This window comes from Kribbella sp. (assembly GCF_035655035.1).
Lineage (GTDB): Bacteria > Actinomycetota > Actinomycetes > Propionibacteriales > Kribbellaceae > Kribbella.
In genome coordinates, this window is sequence record NZ_DASRVN010000308.1 from 1 (window position 1) to 18,349 (window position 18,349).

11 protein-coding genes are annotated in these 18,349 nt (G+C 71.1%); 8 read left to right on the plus strand and 3 right to left on the minus strand.

What is annotated here, in order from left to right; all coding sequences use genetic code 11:
- Positions 1-272: 272 nt before the first annotated feature.
- The 8 genes from VFF46_RS17735 to VFF46_RS17770 all read left to right on the plus strand — a co-directional run bounded on the left by VFF46_RS17735 (position 273) and on the right by VFF46_RS17770 (position 16,424).
- Positions 273-680: a hypothetical protein gene (locus VFF46_RS17735; RefSeq protein ID WP_325038242.1), complete on the plus strand. Its 408-nt coding sequence runs from the start codon at positions 273-275 to the stop codon at positions 678-680.
- 136 nt (positions 681-816) lie between these two features.
- Positions 817-1,782: a hypothetical protein gene (locus VFF46_RS17740; protein ID WP_325038243.1), complete on the plus strand. Its 966-nt coding sequence runs from the start codon at positions 817-819 to the stop codon at positions 1,780-1,782.
- Positions 1,783-1,945: 163 nt separating this feature from the next.
- Positions 1,946-3,055: a phenylalanine--tRNA ligase subunit alpha gene (gene pheS, locus VFF46_RS17745; RefSeq protein WP_325038244.1), complete on the plus strand. Its 1,110-nt coding sequence runs from the start codon at positions 1,946-1,948 to the stop codon at positions 3,053-3,055.
- The gene (locus VFF46_RS17750; RefSeq protein ID WP_325038245.1) at positions 3,055-5,733 is read left to right on the plus strand and encodes a phenylalanine--tRNA ligase subunit beta; all 2,679 of its coding nucleotides are present in this window, start codon (positions 3,055-3,057) and stop codon (positions 5,731-5,733) included. The genes pheS and VFF46_RS17750 overlap by 1 nt, the downstream gene beginning before the upstream one ends.
- Positions 5,734-5,887: 154 nt before the next feature.
- Positions 5,888-7,363, plus strand: a complete 1,476-nt coding sequence (locus VFF46_RS17755) for a gamma-glutamyltransferase (RefSeq protein ID WP_325038252.1) — start codon at positions 5,888-5,890, stop codon at positions 7,361-7,363.
- A gap of 41 nt (positions 7,364-7,404) precedes the next feature.
- Positions 7,405-8,379, plus strand: a complete 975-nt coding sequence (locus VFF46_RS17760; protein WP_325038246.1) for a glycosyltransferase family 2 protein — start codon at positions 7,405-7,407, stop codon at positions 8,377-8,379.
- Positions 8,376-10,586, plus strand: coding sequence for a hypothetical protein (locus tag VFF46_RS17765; RefSeq protein ID WP_325038247.1), 2,211 nt, complete (start codon positions 8,376-8,378; stop codon positions 10,584-10,586). Before VFF46_RS17760 ends, VFF46_RS17765 begins: the two co-directional genes overlap by 4 nt.
- A gap of 81 nt (positions 10,587-10,667) precedes the next feature.
- Positions 10,668-16,424 (plus strand): Ig-like domain-containing protein, encoded by a 5,757-nt coding sequence (locus tag VFF46_RS17770; RefSeq protein ID WP_325038248.1) that lies wholly within the window; start codon positions 10,668-10,670, stop codon positions 16,422-16,424.
- A gap of 76 nt (positions 16,425-16,500) precedes the next feature.
- Here the strand turns inward: VFF46_RS17770 and VFF46_RS17775 are convergent, their stop codons facing one another.
- From VFF46_RS17775 to VFF46_RS17785, 3 genes are all read right to left on the minus strand, one after another.
- Positions 16,501-17,019: a GNAT family N-acetyltransferase gene (locus tag VFF46_RS17775; protein ID WP_325038249.1), complete on the minus strand. Its 519-nt coding sequence runs from the start codon at positions 17,017-17,019 to the stop codon at positions 16,501-16,503.
- Positions 17,020-17,052: 33 nt separating this feature from the next.
- Positions 17,053-17,937, minus strand: a complete 885-nt coding sequence (locus VFF46_RS17780; RefSeq protein WP_325038250.1) for an RNA polymerase sigma-70 factor — start codon at positions 17,935-17,937, stop codon at positions 17,053-17,055.
- The coding region (locus VFF46_RS17785) for a carboxymuconolactone decarboxylase family protein (protein WP_325038251.1) at positions 17,934-18,349 on the minus strand (416 nt) is incomplete at its 5' end. The genes VFF46_RS17785 and VFF46_RS17780, both read right to left, overlap by 4 nt.

The window sequence follows — 18,349 nt, forward strand, 5'->3', positions numbered from 1 at the left end:
CGACCCGGCCGGCTACGACGTGGGCACGCTGTACCAGCGGTTCGTCCTGGAGGGGGTCGCCGCCCCCGGCTCGCTCCCGTCCGCCGACCAGGTCACGCTCCCCGACACCACGACCGGAACCGCCCACCCGGACCGCACCACCCGCCCTGGCCGCTCCACCGAATCCGGCCGCTGACCCGTAGTCTCCCCGGGCCTAGCGTTGGTGCCGGGGTTTCGCCGACCCGGTTCGCTGACCCGGTGTCGCTGACACGGTGGGCTGACACGATTGCCGGGTGACCCGACCGTGGCTGATCGACCTGCTCGCCGGTGGAGCGGCGCGCATCCGGCCGACGTACCCGGACGGCTCCCAGGGGGTGGCCAACCTGGTGCTGATGGCGATGCTCATCCTGCTCCCGTTCGCGCTCGGCGCCATGTTGTACGGACGCTCGCGGGGGATCAGGCGGGTCGTCGAGTGGGCACGCGGTCTTGCGCTCGTGACGCTCGTGCTGGCGATCGGGTACGACGTGGCCGGCGCGGCGTGCCTCTTCCTCGCCGAACCAAAGCCCGGCCACGAACCCTGGGCCGACCCCGCCGCCGTCGTCAACTACCCCACGTTCTTCCTCCCCATCGGCCTAGGCGCCTTCCTGGCCGCCCTGGCCCTCCTGATAGCCACCATCCGAGCCCGCCACACCCTGGGCTGAACACCCCGGGCTGAACACCCCCGGACTTGGGGAGGATTTCGTCCCATTTCGGGACAACGATCCTCCCCAAGCAGCCCGTCCACAGGCCGAGGGCGGAGCGGGCGGGGACACGGGCGAGTCGTGCATCTTCTGAGGGGTGGAGCAGAGAAACGAGGATCTGGGGCGGTCGTTCCGGGAGCTGCGCCGGGCCCAGGCGGGTGCGTTCACCCGGGACCAGGCGCTGGCCTACGGAATCACCGACAAGGTGCTGCGCGGGCGTTGCCGGGCCTGGCAGTTGCAGCGCGTCCACACGGGCGTGTACGTCGACTTCACCGGGCCGTTGCCGTGGGAGACCAGGATGTGGGCGGCATGGCTGTCGTGTGGGCCGGGGGCGGCGTTGACCGGTACGACGGCGCTCCGCAGGTACGGCGTTGCGGGGGACTGGCGGGACGGGCGAATCGAGATCGCGGTACCGCATTCGCGTCGGGTCGATCCGAGGCCGGGGGTTGTCGTCACCCGCCACCGGCAGCTGCCCACGCTGGTTCAGACGTCTCGCGAACCGCCGATGGTGCGGTTGGAGGTCGCGCTGCTGGTCACCGCCCGCGCGGAAGCGGACGTGTCGAGGCGGGCCGCCGTACTGTTCGACGCTTGCCGGCAGCGGCGGACGACGCCGTCCCGGTTGCTGGCCGAACTCGACGCCCTCCCGGAGTTGCCCGGCCGGCGGATCCTCCGGCGGATCCTCGGTGAGGCGGCCGAAGGCGTTCAGTCGTTGCTCGAGCAGGCCTACCTGCGGCGGGTCGAGCGTGCACACGGGTTGCCCCGGGCCCGGCGCCAGGTCCGCGCCGCGGACGCGGGCGGGGTCGTGTACCGGGACTCGGAGTACCCGCCGTACGGCGTGATCGTCGAGCTGGACGGGAAGGCCGGTCATGCGGATGCGGACGGCCGGTGGCGAGACATGATCAGGGACAACGCGGCCGCGACGAACGGCAAGCTCACGCTGAGATTCGGGTACCAACTGCTCGGTGCACCGTGCCAGGCGGCGTCGCACGTGGTCGCTGCCCTGCAGCTCCGCGGCTGGCCCGACGCCCCACACCCCTGCTCCCCGACCTGCCCGCTTGCATGAACAGCCGGGTCGGGGAGGATCTTGTGCCGATCCGGGGCCAATATCCTCCCCAACCCGGGCTCGGACGGGTGGGGTGGCGTGGGGTTGTGGACGGCCGATTCACGGGTTTGGGGTTCGGGTTTCTAGACTGCAATTCGCAGAAGTTCCGAATTGAGAGCGAGCCATGTCCGGTCCCAACACTGATTACGACCCGGTCGAAGTGACGCCGCTGCATGCCGAAGAGGTGGAGCGGACCCGCGACGAGGCGCTGACGGCGTTTACCAAGGCGGCCGATCTGGCCGCCCTGCAGGAGGCGAAGTCCGCCCATCTCGGGGACAAGTCGCCGATCGTGCTCGCCAACCGGGAGATCGGCGCGCTGCCGCCGCAGGCCCGGAAGGAGGCCGGGCAGCGCATCGGTGCCGCCCGGAAGGCGATCAACGAGGGCTTCGCGGCCCGGCTCGCGGTGCTCGAGGCCGAGCACGAGGAGCGGATGCTGGCCACCGAGCGGGTCGACGTGACGCTGCCGTGGCACACCCCGGAGCTCGGCGCCCGGCACCCGCTGTCGCTGATCTCCGAGCAGGTCGCGGACGTGTTCACCGCGCTCGGCTGGGACGTCGCGGAAGGTCCCGAGGTCGAGGCCGAGTGGCTGAACTTCGACGCCCTGAACTTCCAGCCCGACCACCCGGCGCGGCAGATGCAGGACACCTTCTTCGTCGAGCCGGCCGGCTCCGGCAAGGTCCTGCGCACCCACACGTCGCCCGTGCAGGCGCGGTCGATGCTGACCCGCAAACCCCCGATCTACGTGATCTGCCCGGGCCGCGTGTTCCGCACCGACGAGCTGGACGCGACCCACACGCCCGTCTTTTACCAGGTCGAGGGCCTGGTGGTGGACGAAGGCATCACGCTCGCGCACCTCAAGGGCACCCTGGACCACTTCGTCGTCTCGATGTTCGGCGAAGGCCTCGAGGCGCGCCTGCGGCCGAACTTCTTCCCGTTCACCGAGCCGTCGGCCGAGGTCGACCTGAAGTGCTTCGTCTGCCGCGGCGCGTCCGTCGGCAACCCGGACCGCCCGTGCCGCACCTGCGGCAGCGAGGGCTGGATCGAGTGGGGCGGCTGCGGCGTGGTGAACCCGCGGGTCCTGCAGGCCAACGGCATCGACACCGAGCGGTACTCCGGTTTCGCGTTCGGGATGGGCCTGGAGCGGACGCTGATGTTCCGCAACGGGGTCGAGGACATGCGGGACATGGTCGAGGGTGACGTGCGGTTCAGCCGCCAGTTCGGGATGGAGATCTGATGCGGGTCCCACTGTCATGGCTTCGGGAGTACGTCGACCTGCCGGCCGAGGTCACCGGCCGCCAGGTCGCGGAGCAGCTGATCCGGGCCGGCCTCGAGGTGGAGACCGTCGAGGAGTCCGACCTGACCGGGCCGCTCGTGGTCGGCAAGGTGCTCACGTACGAGAACGAGCCGCAGAAGAACGGCAAGACGATCCGCTGGTGCTCGCTGGACATCGGCAAGGACGAGCCGCAGTGGGTGGTCTGCGGCGCGCACAACTTCGAGGTCGGCGATCTGGTGGTCGTGGTGCTGCCGGGTGCGGTGCTGCCCGGCGGGTTCGCGATCGCGGCCCGGAAGACGTACGGCCACGTGTCGAACGGGATGATCTGCTCGAGCTCCGAGCTCGGCCTGGGCGACGACGGTACGCACGGGATCGTGGTGCTCGAGCCGGGTGAGGCCGCGCCGGGTGACGACGCGATCGAGCTGCTCGCGCTGCGGGACGACGTACTGGACATCGCGGTGACGCCGGATCGTGGGTACTGCCTGTCGATCCGCGGGGTCGCCCGCGAGGCGGCGACGGCGTACGGCGTACCCCTGAAGGATCCGGCGGAGCTGACGCTCGACGGGTCCGGTGCCGGTGGGTATCCGGTGCGCGTGGACGACGCGGCGGCGTGCAGCGCATTCGTCACGCGGACCGTGCACGGGATCGACCCGCAGGCGTTGTCGCCGCGGTGGATGCAGAAGCGGCTGCTGGCGTCCGGGATGCGGCCGATCTCGATCGGGGTCGACGTCGCGAACTACGTGATGCTCGAGCTCGGGCAGCCGATCCACACCTACGACAAGGCGCGGCTGTCCGGCGAGATCGTGGTCCGGCGGGCGAACCCGGGCGAGAAGCTGATGACGCTCGACGACCAGACGCGGGAGCTGGACGCCGAGGACCTCCTGATCACCGACGACTCCGGGCCGATCGGCGTCGCCGGGGTGATGGGTGGTGCGTCGACCGAGATCTCCGGCAGCACCGTCGACGTGGTGATCGAGGCCGCGCACTTCGACCCGATCGTGATCGCCCGCGCCTCCCGGCGGCACAAGCTGTCGTCGGAGGCGTCGCGGCGGTTCGAGCGCGAGGTCGACCCGGCCCTGCCGAGGTACGCCGCGCAACGCGTCGCGAACCTCCTCGCCGAGTACGCCGGCGGCACGACCCTCCCCGACGAGACGGTGGTCGACACCCACCCGGCGCCCGCACCGGTCAACCTCCGCGCGGACCACGCCGCCCGGGTCGCGGGTGCCCCGATCACCCTCGAGGAAACGCTGAAGCACCTCCGCTCGGTTGGGTGCACCATCGAGCGGGCTGCTGCCGGCGCAACCCCCGCCCCCCTCGCGGTAGGCGTCCACGCCCCGGCCCTGGTTGTCGCAGCGGCGCCGCACCCCGGCTCCGCCGCGACCGCGACGGGCGTGACAGGTGCGGCTGGTGCCGCGGCCGGCGCGGAGGGCTTGTCGCTCGGCGGTCGAGCTGACGGTGCCCCAGGATCGGTGGTGGCTGCTGATTTGGTCGGGGATGACCTGCTGACCGTGACGCCGCCGTCGTGGCGGCCGGATTTGCGGGATCCCAACGACTTTGCCGAGGAAGTTATTCGGCTGTTCGGGTATGACAACGTGCCGTCGGTGTTGCCGGCGGCGCCGGGTGGGCAGGGCCTCACGGTGGCGCAGCGGCGGCGTCGGCGGGTGGCTACCGCGCTGGTCGGCGCGGGGCTGACCGAGGTCGTCTCGTACCCGTTCACCGGCGCGGCCGACTTCGACGCGCTGGGGCTCCCGGCCGACGACCCGCGGCGTACGACGGTGAAGCTCGTCAACCCGATCTCCGACGAAGAGCCGTCGATGCAGACCACCCTGCTCGCGACGCTGCTCCGGACGGCCGAGCGGAACGTCGGCCGCGGTGCGAGCGACCTGGCGATCTTCCAGACCGGCCTGGTCTTCCTGCCGAAGGCCGAGACGAAGCCCGCGCCGCTGCCGTCGGTCGAGCAGCGCCCGAGTGACGCTGAGGTGCAGGCGCTGTACGACGCGCTCCCGGACCAGCCGCTGCACGTCGGTGTGGTGCTGACCGGGGCGCGGACGCCGACCGGCTGGTGGGGCAAGGGCCGCCCGGCGGGCTGGGCCGACGCGGTGCAGGTCGCGCGGCTGATCGCGTCCGCCGTCGGTGTGGAGCCGGTGGTGCGGAACGTCGAGCTCGCGCCGTGGCACCCGGGGCGGTGCGCGGAGTTCTCCGTCGACGGCAAGGTCGTGGGGCATGCGGGTGAGCTGCATCCGAAGGTCTGCCAGGCGTTCGGGCTGCCGGCCCGGTCGAGTGCGGCCGAGCTGGACCTGGACGCGCTGATCGCGGCCGGCCCGGAGTCGATCGCGGCGCACCCGTTCTCGTCGTACCCGGTGGCCAAGGAGGACGTCGCGCTGATCGTGGCGGCCGACGTACCGGCCGCGGACGTGCAGGCGGCGCTGGCCGAGGGCGCGGGGGAGCTGCTGGAGTCGGTGCGGCTGTTCGACGTGTACACCGGCGAGCAGATCGGCGAGGGCAAGAAGTCGCTCGCCTTCGCGCTCCGCTTCCGTGCTCCCGATCGCACCCTGAAGGAGAACGAGGTCGCCGACGCCCGCCAGGCAGCCGTCCAGGTAACCGTCGACCGCTTCAACGCGGTCCAACGGGTCGGCTGAGAGTCATGCCTACGGGCGTCCGCTCGAGCGGCTCGGCCACCCCAGGCCGAGCCCGCCCGAGCATGCCCGCGCGGAGTGAGGGCACGCGGTGAGCGGGCGGCCGCGGGTTGCTGTGGCGGCGGCCAATGAGGCGGCGGCTCAGGCCGGGGTGCGGGTGGCTGCTGAGGGTGGGAATGCGGTGGATGCGGCGATTGCCGCGACGTTGGTGACGATGGTGAACGAGATCGGCGTGGTGTCGCCGGCCTCGGGTGGATTTGTCACGTTGGAGGTGGCGGGGGCCGAGCCGGTGACGATCGACGGCTGGGTGGAGATGCCGGGGCGGGGGCTGCCGGGGGAGCGGTTCGGGCAGGGCGTGTGGGACGTCACCACCGACTACGGCGGCGGTACGACGACCACGGTCGGCCATGGTTCGGTCGCCACGCCGGGTGGGATGAAGGCGCTCGACCTGGCACACCGCCGTTCCGGCAAGGCGCCGTGGCGTGAGGTCGTGCAGCCCGCGATCGACGTCGCCCGCAACGGCTTCCCGCTGAGCCGGACCTCCGGGTACTACCTGGGCTTCACCCACGAGATCATCTTCGGCTGGCACCAGCCGAGCCACGGTGTCGTGCACGCCGAGGACGGCACCGTGATCAAGGCCGGCAGTACGGTCGTGATCCCGGAGCTGGCCGAGGCGCTCGAGCTGATCGCCCGCGACGGCGCCGAGACCATGTACACCGGTGAGCTGGCGCGGCTCCTCGTCGAGGACATGTCCGCGAACGACGGCATCCTCACCGCCGAGGACCTGGCGGCGTACGAGGCCGTCGTCCGCCCGGCCCTGATCGTCAAGCAGAACGGCTGGCGCCTGGCGACCAACCCGCCGCCGGCGGTCGGCGGTGTCGCGGCCGCCGCGATGCTCGCGCTGCTCGAGGGCGTACCGGCCGACGGCAGCTGGCGGCAGTCCGAGCTGGAGCGGCTCATCGACGTGCAGTACGCCGTCCTCGGCCGGCGGCTCGCCGAGATCGACGCGGAGGACGTACGCCGACTCGAAGGGCAGAAGCTTCTCGACCTGGCCGCGGCCGGCGACCTCCGCGCGCTGAGCTCGCCCAGTACGGCGACCGTGTCGGTCGTCGACGACGAGGGCGACGCGTGCGCGATCACCGTCTCGTCCGGGTACGGCTCCGGCGTCCTCACGCCCGGCACCGGCATTTGGCTGAACAACGCGCTCGGCGAGCAGGAGCTCCTGCACGGCGGCCCGCACAGCCTCGCGCCGGGCACCCGGCTGACGTCCAACATGGCCCCGAGCGTCGCGAGACGGGACCGCGACGGCGCCGTACTGGCGATCAGCTCGCCCGGCTCGGACCGGATCCCGACCGCGATCGCCCAGGTGTACGCGCTCGCCACGCACGGCGGCCTCTCGCTGCGGGAGGCCGTCGAGCATCCGCGGCTGCACGTCCGGGTCCGCGAGGACGTGACCGTCGACTACGAGGACGACATGCCGGTGTCCGGATCGACCGCGTTGCCGACCCGGCCGATGCCGCCGCACTCGATGTACTTCGGCGGCGTCGCGGCCGCGTTCTGGGATCCGGCCGACGGCCTGCTGGCGGTCGGCGACCCGCGCCGTACGGGTGCGGTGGCGATCTCACCGGCGTAGCGCGCGCTATGGTCAACCCCTGATCTGGAGAAAGGCAGCCGATGCGGGACAAACCCGAGCTCTCCGTCGTCGTACCGATGTACGACGAGGAAGAGGTGCTGCCGATCTTCTTCCAGCGGATGCATCCGCTGCTCGACGGGCTGGGGATCAGCTACGAGCTGCTGGTCGTCGACGACGGCAGCCGGGACCGCACGGCCGCCCTGCTGCTGGACGCCGCGAAGGACTGGCCGCAGCTGCGCGTCGTCCGCCTGCTCCGGAACAGCGGTCACCAGGCGGCCCAGTCGGCCGGCTTCCGGCGCGCCCGTGGCCGGTACGTGGTCACGATCGACGCCGACCTGCAGGATCCGCCGGAGGTGATCGCGGAGTTCCTGCGCGCGGTCGAGGAGGAGGACGTCGACGTCGTGTACGGCGTCCGCTCGGACCGTTCCAGTGATTCGTGGGCGAAGCGGACGACCGCCCGGTTGTACTACCGGCTGATGTGCCGTCTGGTCGGCAAGCAGATCCCGTTCGACGCGGCCGACTTCCGGCTGGTGACGCGCCGGGTGGTCGACGCGGTGAACGCGTTGCCCGACGACGGCCGGGTGTTCCGGCTGGTGATCCCGTGGCTCGGGTTCCCGAGCACCGAGGTGAAGTACGTCCGGGCGGAGCGCGCCGCGGGGACCACGAAGTACAGCGTGTCGAAGATGGTGCGGCTCGCGTTCGACAGCGTGACCGCGTTCTCGGCGGCTCCGCTGCGGCTGGCGACCTGGCTCGGGTTGCTGGGCGGGGTGATGTCCGGCGTGTTCGTGATCGGCGCGCTGGTGATCAAGCTGACCGGCCGGAGTATTCCCGGCTGGACGTCGACGGTGCTCGCGGTGAGCGTCATCGGTGCGATCCAGTTGCTGTGTCTCGGGCTGCTCGGCGAGTACGTCGCGCGCCTGTTCCAGTCGAGTCAGCGCCGTCCGCAGTTCCTCGTCGGTTACGACAGCCTCGACGACCACGGGCACCAGGAGCCGGTCCACGAAAGCACCAGATGAGGCGGTCCGCCCCTTGGCTGCTGCCGATCCTGGTGGCTGCCGGTGGGTTCGTCTCGCTCGGCGACGTCGGCGCCGGCCCGATCCTCAAGTACGCCGCGTACTTCGCGGCCGCGATCGCGCTGCCCGGTACGTTGCTGCTGCGGGCCGTATGGCGCAGTACCGGTAACTGGGCGGAGGATCTCGGGCTCGGGTCGGTGGTCGGCGCGACCTGGCAGCTGATCGGCTGGGCGATCTTCACCGCGCTCGGCTGGCAACGGTGGCTGATCGTCTGGCCGGCGCTGGTACTGGCCGGGTTCGCGGTCGCCGGGCGGCGGTACTTCCGGATCGCCGAGCCGAAGCCGCTGCCGTTCGGATGGACCGTCGGGCTGGCGGTGTCCGCGGCGGTGATGGTCGGCGCGACCACGCTCGGCGTGATGGCGTACCACCCGATGCCGCCGCACGGCGAGGCGTACTACCCGGACCTGCTGTACCACCTGTCGATGGTGCACGAGCTGACGCGTTCCGTCCCGCCGGAGCTGCCTCAGGTCGTCAACGAGCGGCTGGACTACCACTGGTTCGCGAACGCCGACATGGCCGCAGCCGTCGACGTCACGCGCCTCACGCCGCTCGTCGTACTGTTCCGGCTCTGGATCCTGCCGTGGCTGGTCGTGTCGCTGCTCGTGTGCGCAACGCTCGCAAGGATCGTCAGCCGCACCTGGTGGACCGGAGTACTCGCGGCACTCGCCCTAGCCGCCCCGCAACTGTTCCTGCTCGTCGACACGAGTGTGAATCTCGCACCGCCGGTCAGTCTGCTCAGCCCGTCCCAGACGTTCGGCATGGTCGCGGCTGTTGCCGTAGCGGTGTTCTTGATCGAGCTACTGTTCCGAAACGGCAGCCACCGCCTCTGGCTGCTCATCGTCCCGGTAGCGGTTGTAGGCGGTGGTTCCAAGCCGACCGTGCTCCCGCTGCTCGTAGCAGCCGTCGGCCTCGCTGCCGTGTACCTCCTGGTGACAACGCGACGCCTGCCATGGCGTCTTATCGGTACGGCGGCCGTCCTGCTCGTTGTAGGTGCCGCGACCTTCCTGACTGTTGCTGGCAGCACCAGCGGGTCCCACGTGCAGTTCCTCGCCGTACTGAAGTCGCTGCCCGTCTACACCGCGGCTACTGGCGACAAGACGCAGCCGGGCGACGGTGGGCTGCTCCTGCCTGCGTTGGCGCACGGTGAGGTGCTCGGAACGCTCAGCCTGCTGCTAGGGCTGCTCTTGACCCTCCAGGCGATGTCGTGGGCCGGTCTAGGTGTCGTAGTACGCCGGGACCCGATCGCCTGGTTCCTGCTTGGCGCGATGATCGCGGGCTGGGCCGGGTACCTGCTGGTCGACCACCCGTCGGTGAGCGAGTCGTACTTCGTCTACACCGCGGCGCCGTTCAGCCTGGCCGGCGCCGGCTGGTTCGCGGCGACCAGTGCCCGCGCGTCCGGCCGCCCGATCCCGATCGCGGTCGCCGCCTTCATCCTCTCGATCGGGTACGCCGGTCTGCTCGTCTGGGCTCGCGGTGTCCCGGCGGCGTCGACCGGTCGGCAGCTGTGGCTGACCACGCGGATGTTGCTGGTCGTCCTCGGGATCACGCTGTTCCTGCTACTCGTGTGGCGGCTGACGTTGCGGCAAGCAGGCGGCGGCATGTTCGTCGTACTCGTGCTGCTGTCGACCGCGCCGATCAGCTCGTTCGCGCAGAGCGCCGTGCGGGGCGACACCGAGAAGGCGCCGACGTATCGCGCGGCGCGCTGGTGGGTGTACCCGGACGAGGCCGAGGCGGCGTTGTGGCTCGGGCAACACTCGGCGCCGTACGACGTGGTCGCGACGAACACCTGGTGCCGCCCGGCCGGCTCACTCGCGTCCGGCTGCGACGCCCGCGGCTATCTGGTCAGCGGCATCGCCGGTCGCCGCACGCTGCTCGAAGGCTGGGCGTACACGAACCAGGCGATGGCCGCACAGGGCCAAGGCGGCCGCCGCTACACCGAGCAGCCGTCGCCCTGGCCGGACCGCGTGGCACTCACCGAACAAGCGCTGACCGCACCGACTGCGGACGTACTGCGCCGGTTACGCGACGAGTACGGCGTCCGCTGGCTGTACGCCGACGGGCGCAACGGGCCGGTCGCGCCCGCCCTCGACCGCCTCGCCGTCCGGCGACACAGCATCGGCAAGGTCCGGATCTACGACCTCGGAGCGTGAATCTCCCGTAACATCGGGTCAGCATGGCTCGCCCGCCCGCGGCCGTAGCGTCGATCGTGATTGCTCGGGAGGGCTGGACATATGCGGGCAACCCGACCGGGGGCCATTCTTCTTGCTACCGGCCTGCTGAGCCTCGGCACCCTGACCGCGAACGCCTACGAAGTACCGGCCGCGCCGTTCAGTGGCGGAGCGACCACGGTGATGCCGGGCTCCGGGCTGCGGCAGACGATCACCGTGAGCGGGCAGACCGAGCTCGGCGACCCGGCGACCGCGGGCGTCCGCGGGATCGGCCCGGCGACGTACCGGCCCGCGATCCCAACGGGGACTCCCGCGCAGGACGTGGTGGTGAACACCGGCGACTGCGCCTCCACCGGCGGCTGCGGCGACCGTGGCACGGTGACGATCGCGTTCTCGCAGCCGGTCCGCAACCCGGTCCTGCACCTCGGCGGCCTCGGCGGATCCGTCACCCGGACCGTCAGCGGCCGGACCGTCGCGCAGTCCGAGCTGCACGCGATCCTCAAGCTCGGCACCGCCGGCCTCAGCCTGACGAAGGTCGGCGCCGGCAACAACCTCGCCGTGACCAGCGACACGATCACCGCCGTGAACCACGACACCGGCCCGAACTGCGTGAACACGAAGTCGCCGTCCGGTCTCGACACCTCGGCGACCGCCGCGTGCGGTTCGGTCCGGGTGAACGGCGTCGTGACCAAGGTCAGCTTCAACGTCTCGGCGGTGTTCACCAAGCACCCGAAGCTGCCCCCGCTGAACAACGGCTCGTCCGGCGACGCGTTCTCGATCGTCGCGTCCGCACCCGAGAACTTCAGCCATGCGCCGGCGTCATACGGCAGCGCGTGGTCCGTGCTGAGCGACGTACGCCTCGGCAAGGACGCCCCGGAGGACAACCCCGACGTCCCGAACAGCACCACCGGCCCGGTCACGCCGAGGCCCGGCGACGGCGTCGTACTCGAGCCGCTGCACACCGGGCGGACCTCGTACTCCGCGGATCTGCAGCTCACCGGCGCGTCGAAGGCCGGCCGGGCATGCGGGTGGATCGACTTCAACGTCAACGGGGTCTTCGACCCGGGCGAGCGCGCGTGTGCGTCGTTCGCGGCCAAGCAGCCGAAGGTCACGCTGCAGTGGTCGGCGATCGTGCCGAAGGCGGGTACGTCGTACGCGCGGGTGCGGGTCGGCTACACCGCCGCGCAGGTGGAGAGGCCGACGGGTGCGGCGGATGCGGGTGAGGTCGAGGACTACCCGTTCGCGATCACGCCGCCGCCTCCGCCGGTGCTGACCGACGACACCGCGACGACCGGGTTCGGCGCCGCCGTGATCGTGAAGGTGCTGGCGAACGACAAGCCGGGCGATCCCGCCGCGCAGCTCGTCCCCGGGACGCTGTGCATTGTTGACAATCAACAATGCACGCAGATGGTGAACGTGGTCGGCCAGGCGAAGTACGTCGCCAACGCCGACGGCACGGTCCGCGTCGAGCCTGTGCCCGGTTTCGTCGGCACCGCCAAGCCAGTCACCTACCGCGTTGCCGACAGCAACGGTACGACCGGGACCGCGAAGCTCACCGTGACCGTGTCGCTGCCGGACCACCCGGTCGCCATCCCGGACACCGCGACCACCCCGCAGAACGTCAGCGTGTCCGTGAAGCCGCTCGCCAACGACCACGCGGCCGCCGGGGTGCAACTCGTCCCCGGTTCCGTCGTCCTGCGGGATCCCGCCGACGCGACATTCAAGAAGCAGGTGGCGATCCCAGGCGAGGGCACCTACGTCGTGAAGCCGGACGGCGGCGTGGACTTCATCCCGAAGCCGCAGTTCACCGGCGTCGGTACGTCGATCGGGTACCGGGTCGCCGATACCACCCACCAGACGGCCGAGTCCACGCTGACCGTCACGGTCACCCCGGTGACGCCGGTCGCGAACGGCGACTCGGTCTCGACCGCGTTCGACACCGCGGTGGTCGTGCCCGTGCTCGACAACGACCTGCCCGGCTCCCCGGACGCGCCGCTGGTACCGGCCACGCTGCGGCTGGTCGATCCGGTCAACAAGCAGATTGTTGACAATCTGACGGTCCCCGGACAGGGCACGTACCTGGTGGCCGCCGGCAAGGTGACGTTCGACCCGGTGCACGGGTTCACCGGCGTCGGCACGCCGATCACGTACCAGGTGCTCGACAAGAACGGTACGGCCGCGCGCGCCGAGCTGACGGTCTCTGTCGCGGCACCCGGCCCACCGGTGGCGAACGAGGACACCGTCACCACGTTGCAGGGCCGGACCACGGTGGTGCCGGTGCTCGACAACGACAAGCCCGGACCAACCGGCGCGGCCCTGAAGCCCGGCACCGTCCGCCTGCTGACCGCGACCCAGCCGGTCCTGTCGCTCGTCGTCCCCGGCCAGGGCAAGTACCTGGTGAGGGCCGACGGCAAGGTGCTGTTCGACCCGCTGCCGTCCTTCAGCGGCACCGCGACCGCGATCGGCTATCAGGTTGCCGACAGCAACGGTGCGATCGGGCGGTCGACGCTGACCGTCCGGGTGACCAAGGTGCAGCCGGACGCGTCCGACGACACCGCGACCACCGCGTACGGCACCCGCGTCACCGCCCGGGTGCTCGCGAACGACGACCCCGGCGACCCGTCCGTCCCGCTGGTGCCCAGCACCGTACGGCTGATCGACCCGACCACGAAGCTGCCGACGGCAACGCTCGTGGTGCCGGGCCAGGCGACGTACACGACGACCCCGGACGGCACGATCGAGGTCGCCCCGGCGCCCAAGTTCACCGGCGCCGCGACCCCGGTCACGTACCGGGTCGCCGACGTGAACGGTACGACGACCACCGCGACGCTGACCGTCACGGTCGCGAAGCCGGCGCCGCCGACCGCCGAGCCGGACACCGCGACCGGCAAGCAGAACGTCCCGCTGCGCCTCAGCCCGCTGGCCAACGACCTGCCCGGCGTCGGGACCGTCCTCGACCCGCACAGCCTGACGCTGGTGGATCCGGCGGACGGCTCGCTCAAGAAGCTGGTGAAGGTCCCGGGCCAGGCCACGTACGAGGTCGGCCCGGACGGTACGGTCGCGGTCGATCCGCTGCCGGCCTTCACCGGTACGGGCGCCAAGGTGACGTACCGGGTCGCTGACGAGTTCGGCCAGACCGCGCGCTCGACGATCACGGTCACGATCGCGCCGGTCACTCCGGTCGCGGCCGACGACACCGCGCGGACGCCGTACGGCAAGCGGATCACGGTGAGCGTGCTCGCCAACGACAAGCCGGGCGACCCGACCGCGCCGCTGGTACCGGGCAGCCTGCAGCTCGTCGACCCGGCCGACGGGCGGGCGAAGGAAGCAGTACGGATCCCGAACGAGGGCGAGTACACGGCCGTCGGCGGAGCGGTGCGGTTCGACCCCAGCGCGACCTTCCGCGGACCCGGTACGCCGCTGACGTACCAGGTGGCCGATACGAACGGGACGAAGGCGACCGCCCGGTTGACCGTCACCGTCGGGCAGCCGCCGGTCGCGATCGCCGACACCGCCTCCACAAAGCAGAACGTGACCGTCACGGTGAACGTGCTCTCCAACGACCGCCCCGGCACCGACGCCAAGCTCGATCGTGGGTCGGTCGTCCTCAACGAGTCCGCGAAGACCCTGACCGTCGCGAACCAGGGCACCTACACGGTGCGGCCGAGCGGCGCGATCGCCTTCGACCCGCTGCCGGCGTTCCGCGGCAAGGCGGCCCCGGTCACCTATCGGGTCGCCGACTCCGACGGCAACTACGCCGCCTCGACGCTCACCATCACCGTCGTACCGGTCACTCCGGTGGTCCTGAACGACTCGGCGATCACGCCGTACGGGCATCCGATCACGGTGAACGTGCTGGCGAACGACAAACCCGGCGACCCGTCGGCGCCGCTGCAGCCGGCCAGCGTCGTACTGAAAGACGGCCAGGACGCCCCGGACGGCCACGGCGGCCAGTACGGCAAGACGCTGACCCGACCCGGCGAGGGCACGTACGCCGTGGACGCCTACGGCGCGGTGAAGTTCACGCCCGCGAAGGGGTTCCACGGTGTGACGACGCCGACGACGTACCGGGTCTCCGATGCCAACGGCACGACCGCGGAAGGCCTGCTGCTGCTGACGGTCGGCCAAGGCCCGAAGGCGACGCCGGACCCGATCGGCACCAAGCAGAACGTCACCGTGACCGTCGACCCGCTCGCCAACGACAAGCCCGGGACCGGCGCGCAGCTCGTCCCGGCGACGCTCCAGCTGTACGGCGCGACGTGGGGTACGAAGGTGGCGATCCCCGGGCAGGGCGTGTTCACCGTCAAGTCCGGCAAGATCACCTTCGACCCGGAGCCGGCGTACCGCGGGGTCGTGTCGGTCGCGTACCGGGTCGAGGACACGACCGGGAACCTGGCCACGTCCACCGTCACCGTGACGGTCGCACCGGTCGTCCCGGTGATCAAGGACGACCTCGCGACGACGCCGTACGAGACCGCGACCACCGTCGACGTACTGGCGAACGACACGCCGGGTGACCCGAGCGCGCCGCTCGTCGCGGGCGGGGTCCGGCTGATCGACCCGGTGACCGGTGCCGCGCTGCCCGCGCTCGTCGTACCGGGGGAGGGGACCTTCACCGTGCAGCCGTCCGGCGCGATCCGGTTCGCACCGCTGGACGGGTACGCCGGTGTCGCGGTCCCGGTCGGGTACCAGGTTGCCGACCGCAACGGAACCATCGGATCCGGCACGCTGACGATCACCGTGCAGGCCAGGCCGATCGCGATCCCGGACGTGGCGCGGACCAAGCAGCACGTCGCGGTGACCGTCGATCCGCTCGCGAACGACCGGCCCGGCCCGGGCGCGACGCTCGACCCGGAGTCGCTGCTGCTCGTCGGCCCCGACGGCGCCCTCGTCGACCAGGTGACGGTGCCTGGCCAGGGGTCGTACGTCGTTGCCGACGGCAAGGTCACGTTCAGCCCGGAGCCGACGTTCTCCGGCACCGCGCAGCCGGCCACGTACGAGGTCAAGGACAGCGACCAGAACGCGGCCCGCTCGACCATCACCGTCACGGTCGTGCCGGTCCGCCCGGTGGTCGTCGACGACAGCGTCCAGACGGCCTTCGGTACGCCGGTCGTGGTGAACGTGCTCGGCAACGACAAGCCCGGCGACCTGTCCGCGCCGCTGCGCCAGGACTCCGTCGTACTGCGTGATCCGGCCGACGGCAAGGAGAAGAAGTCCGTGACCGTGCCTCGCGAAGGGACCTTCGTGGTCGGCGACGGCGGCGCGGTCAGGTACACCCCGGCGAAGGACTTCGTCGGTACGACGCGGGCGCTCGTCTACCGGGTGTCCGACGCGAACGACACGTCGGACACCGCGCTGCTCGACGTGACGGTCGCCAGCCCGCTGCTCGCGAAGGCCGCGCCGGACACGGCGACCGGTACGCCGGGCAACCCGGTCACCGTGAACCCGTTGCTGAACGACAGCGGCACGATCCGCCCGAGCTCGGTCTGCCTGCGGACACCGACCGGTACCTGCTCGAAGAACGTCACGAACGGCGCGGGCACCTGGTCGGTCGGCACCGACGGTACGGTCACGCTCAAGCCGGTCGCGGCGTTCACCGGGACGGCCAAGGTGACGTACGAGCGGACCGACGAGGCCGGCGAGACCGTCACCGCGCCGGTGAAGTTCACCGTCGGCGCCGAGCCCGCCGACGAGTCGTACCGCTCCGCCGCCGCCGAACTGACCGAGTCCGGCGGCCCGCCCGCCTTCATCCTCACCCTCGGCGTCCTGCTCGCCGCCCTCGGCGCCACTCTCGTCGTCCTCGCCCGCACGCGGAGGTGAATCCCCAGGCCATCACAATCGCGTCCGCGGCGCCGGCCCCCGCCTGAGCGGCCCCGGAGCGGTCGATTGTGATGGCCTACAGATCCATCACCAACATGACCTCGTCGCGGTAGTCGTCCGGGGCGACGCGGATCGCGCGCGGGTGTGCGCCCACGACGCGATAGCCGAGCGGGCCGTAGAAGTTCTCCAGCCCGAGACCACCGCGGACGGTCAGCTGCAGCTGCTCGAGCCCGAGGTCGTTCGCCGAACCCCGCAAACCCTCCATCAGGATCCGCCCGGCGCCCTGCCCCTGGCAGTCCGGGTGCACCATCACCCGCAGCACCGTCCGCCAGTGCAGTTGCAGCGCGCTGTTACGGGTCACCAGCATGCCCATCCCGACGTACCGCTCACCGTCGTGCAACACCCCGAGCACGTCGAGCCCGGCCGCGACGCGTCCCAGCGCGCCGTCCAGGTTCTCCGCGATCTCGTCCACCGGCGCGGGCGCCGTGTAGCCGACCGCGCCACCGGCGTTGGTGGCCGCGACCCAGGTGTCCAGCAGGTCTGCCCGCAATCCCGGGTCGAGTGCCTCGTCCGGTTCTGCCTCCAGGTACTTCACCGCACCTCCATCTGCGACTGAGTTGCAGATAGCTTACGGCTCGAGGGTGTGCAGCAAGGGGACGGTCCCCAGTTTGTCCGGGTTCCGGATCAGGTACAGCTCGGTGATCCGGCCGTCCGTGCTGGTCATGAACGTGACCGTGTCCGGCTGGTCGTCGAAGTACGCGATGTAGGCGCGCTCGTCGTTCAGCGTCGCCATCCGGATCTCGAACCCGGGGTTGTCCGCGAGCACCGCGAACAGCCAGCGGGCGATCTTCTCCGCGCCCTGGATCGGCCGCAGCGCGGCCCGCTTCTTGCCGCCGCCGTCACTGATCAGGACCGCGTCCGGCGCCAGCAGCGCGACCACCTGGTCGAAGTCGCCGGACCCGGCCGCCTGCATGAACCGCATCGTCAGCTCGTCGTGCCGGGCCTTGTCGACGCGGTGCCGTGGCTGCCGGGCGTGCACGTGTTCCCGGGCCCGGTGGGCGAGCTGCCGTACGGCGGACTCGGACCGCCCGAGCGTGTCCGCGATCTCGTCGTACGGCAGGTCGAACACCTCCCGCAGCACGAAGGTCGCGCGCTCGAGCGGGGACAGCGTCTCGAGTACGACGAGCATCGCCATGCTGACCGAGTCCGCCAGTTCGACCGCCGCGGCCGGGTCGTCGTCGCCGGCCGCGAGCGGTTCGGGCAGCCACGGGCCGACGTACTGCTCCCGCCGGGCCTTCTGCTCGCGGAGCTTGTTCAAAGCGAGCCTTGTGGTGATCCGGATCAGGTAGGCGCGGGCGTCGCGGATGTCGTCATGGTCGATCGCGGACCAGCGCAGCCACACCTCCTGGACCACGTCCTCCGCGTCGCTGACACTGCCGACCACCCGGTACGCCGCCCCGATCAGCACCTGGCGGTGCTCGGCGAACTCCGCCGCGAGCTGTTCCCCGGTCACCGCACCGGCCTCAGTCTTTCCTTCCCGCCCCCGAGTGAAGCGAGGGGGCGGGTTTCGCAGGTCTCTTTGAAGCCCTGGCTGGTCAGGCCGAGGGCGGCGTTCGTCCGGGAGCGGTAGTTCTCCAGCGAGATCAGCGCCGTGAGCTCGACCAGCTGCTCCTCGGTGAGGTCCGCGCGCAACCGCTCGACCTGCTCGTCGGTGACCTCCGGCGGGGTCGCCGTCATCGCCTCGGCGTAGTTCATCACCGCGCGCTCCAGATCCGAGTAGGCGCCACTGTCCCGCCACTGTGGCACATCGCGCAGCTTGGCCTGGTCGACCCCCTGGTGGTGGAACTCCCAGTACCCGAAGTCCATGCACCAGCTGCAGCCGATCCGCGCGGAGGTCACCATCACCGCGAGCGCCTTCAGTCCGG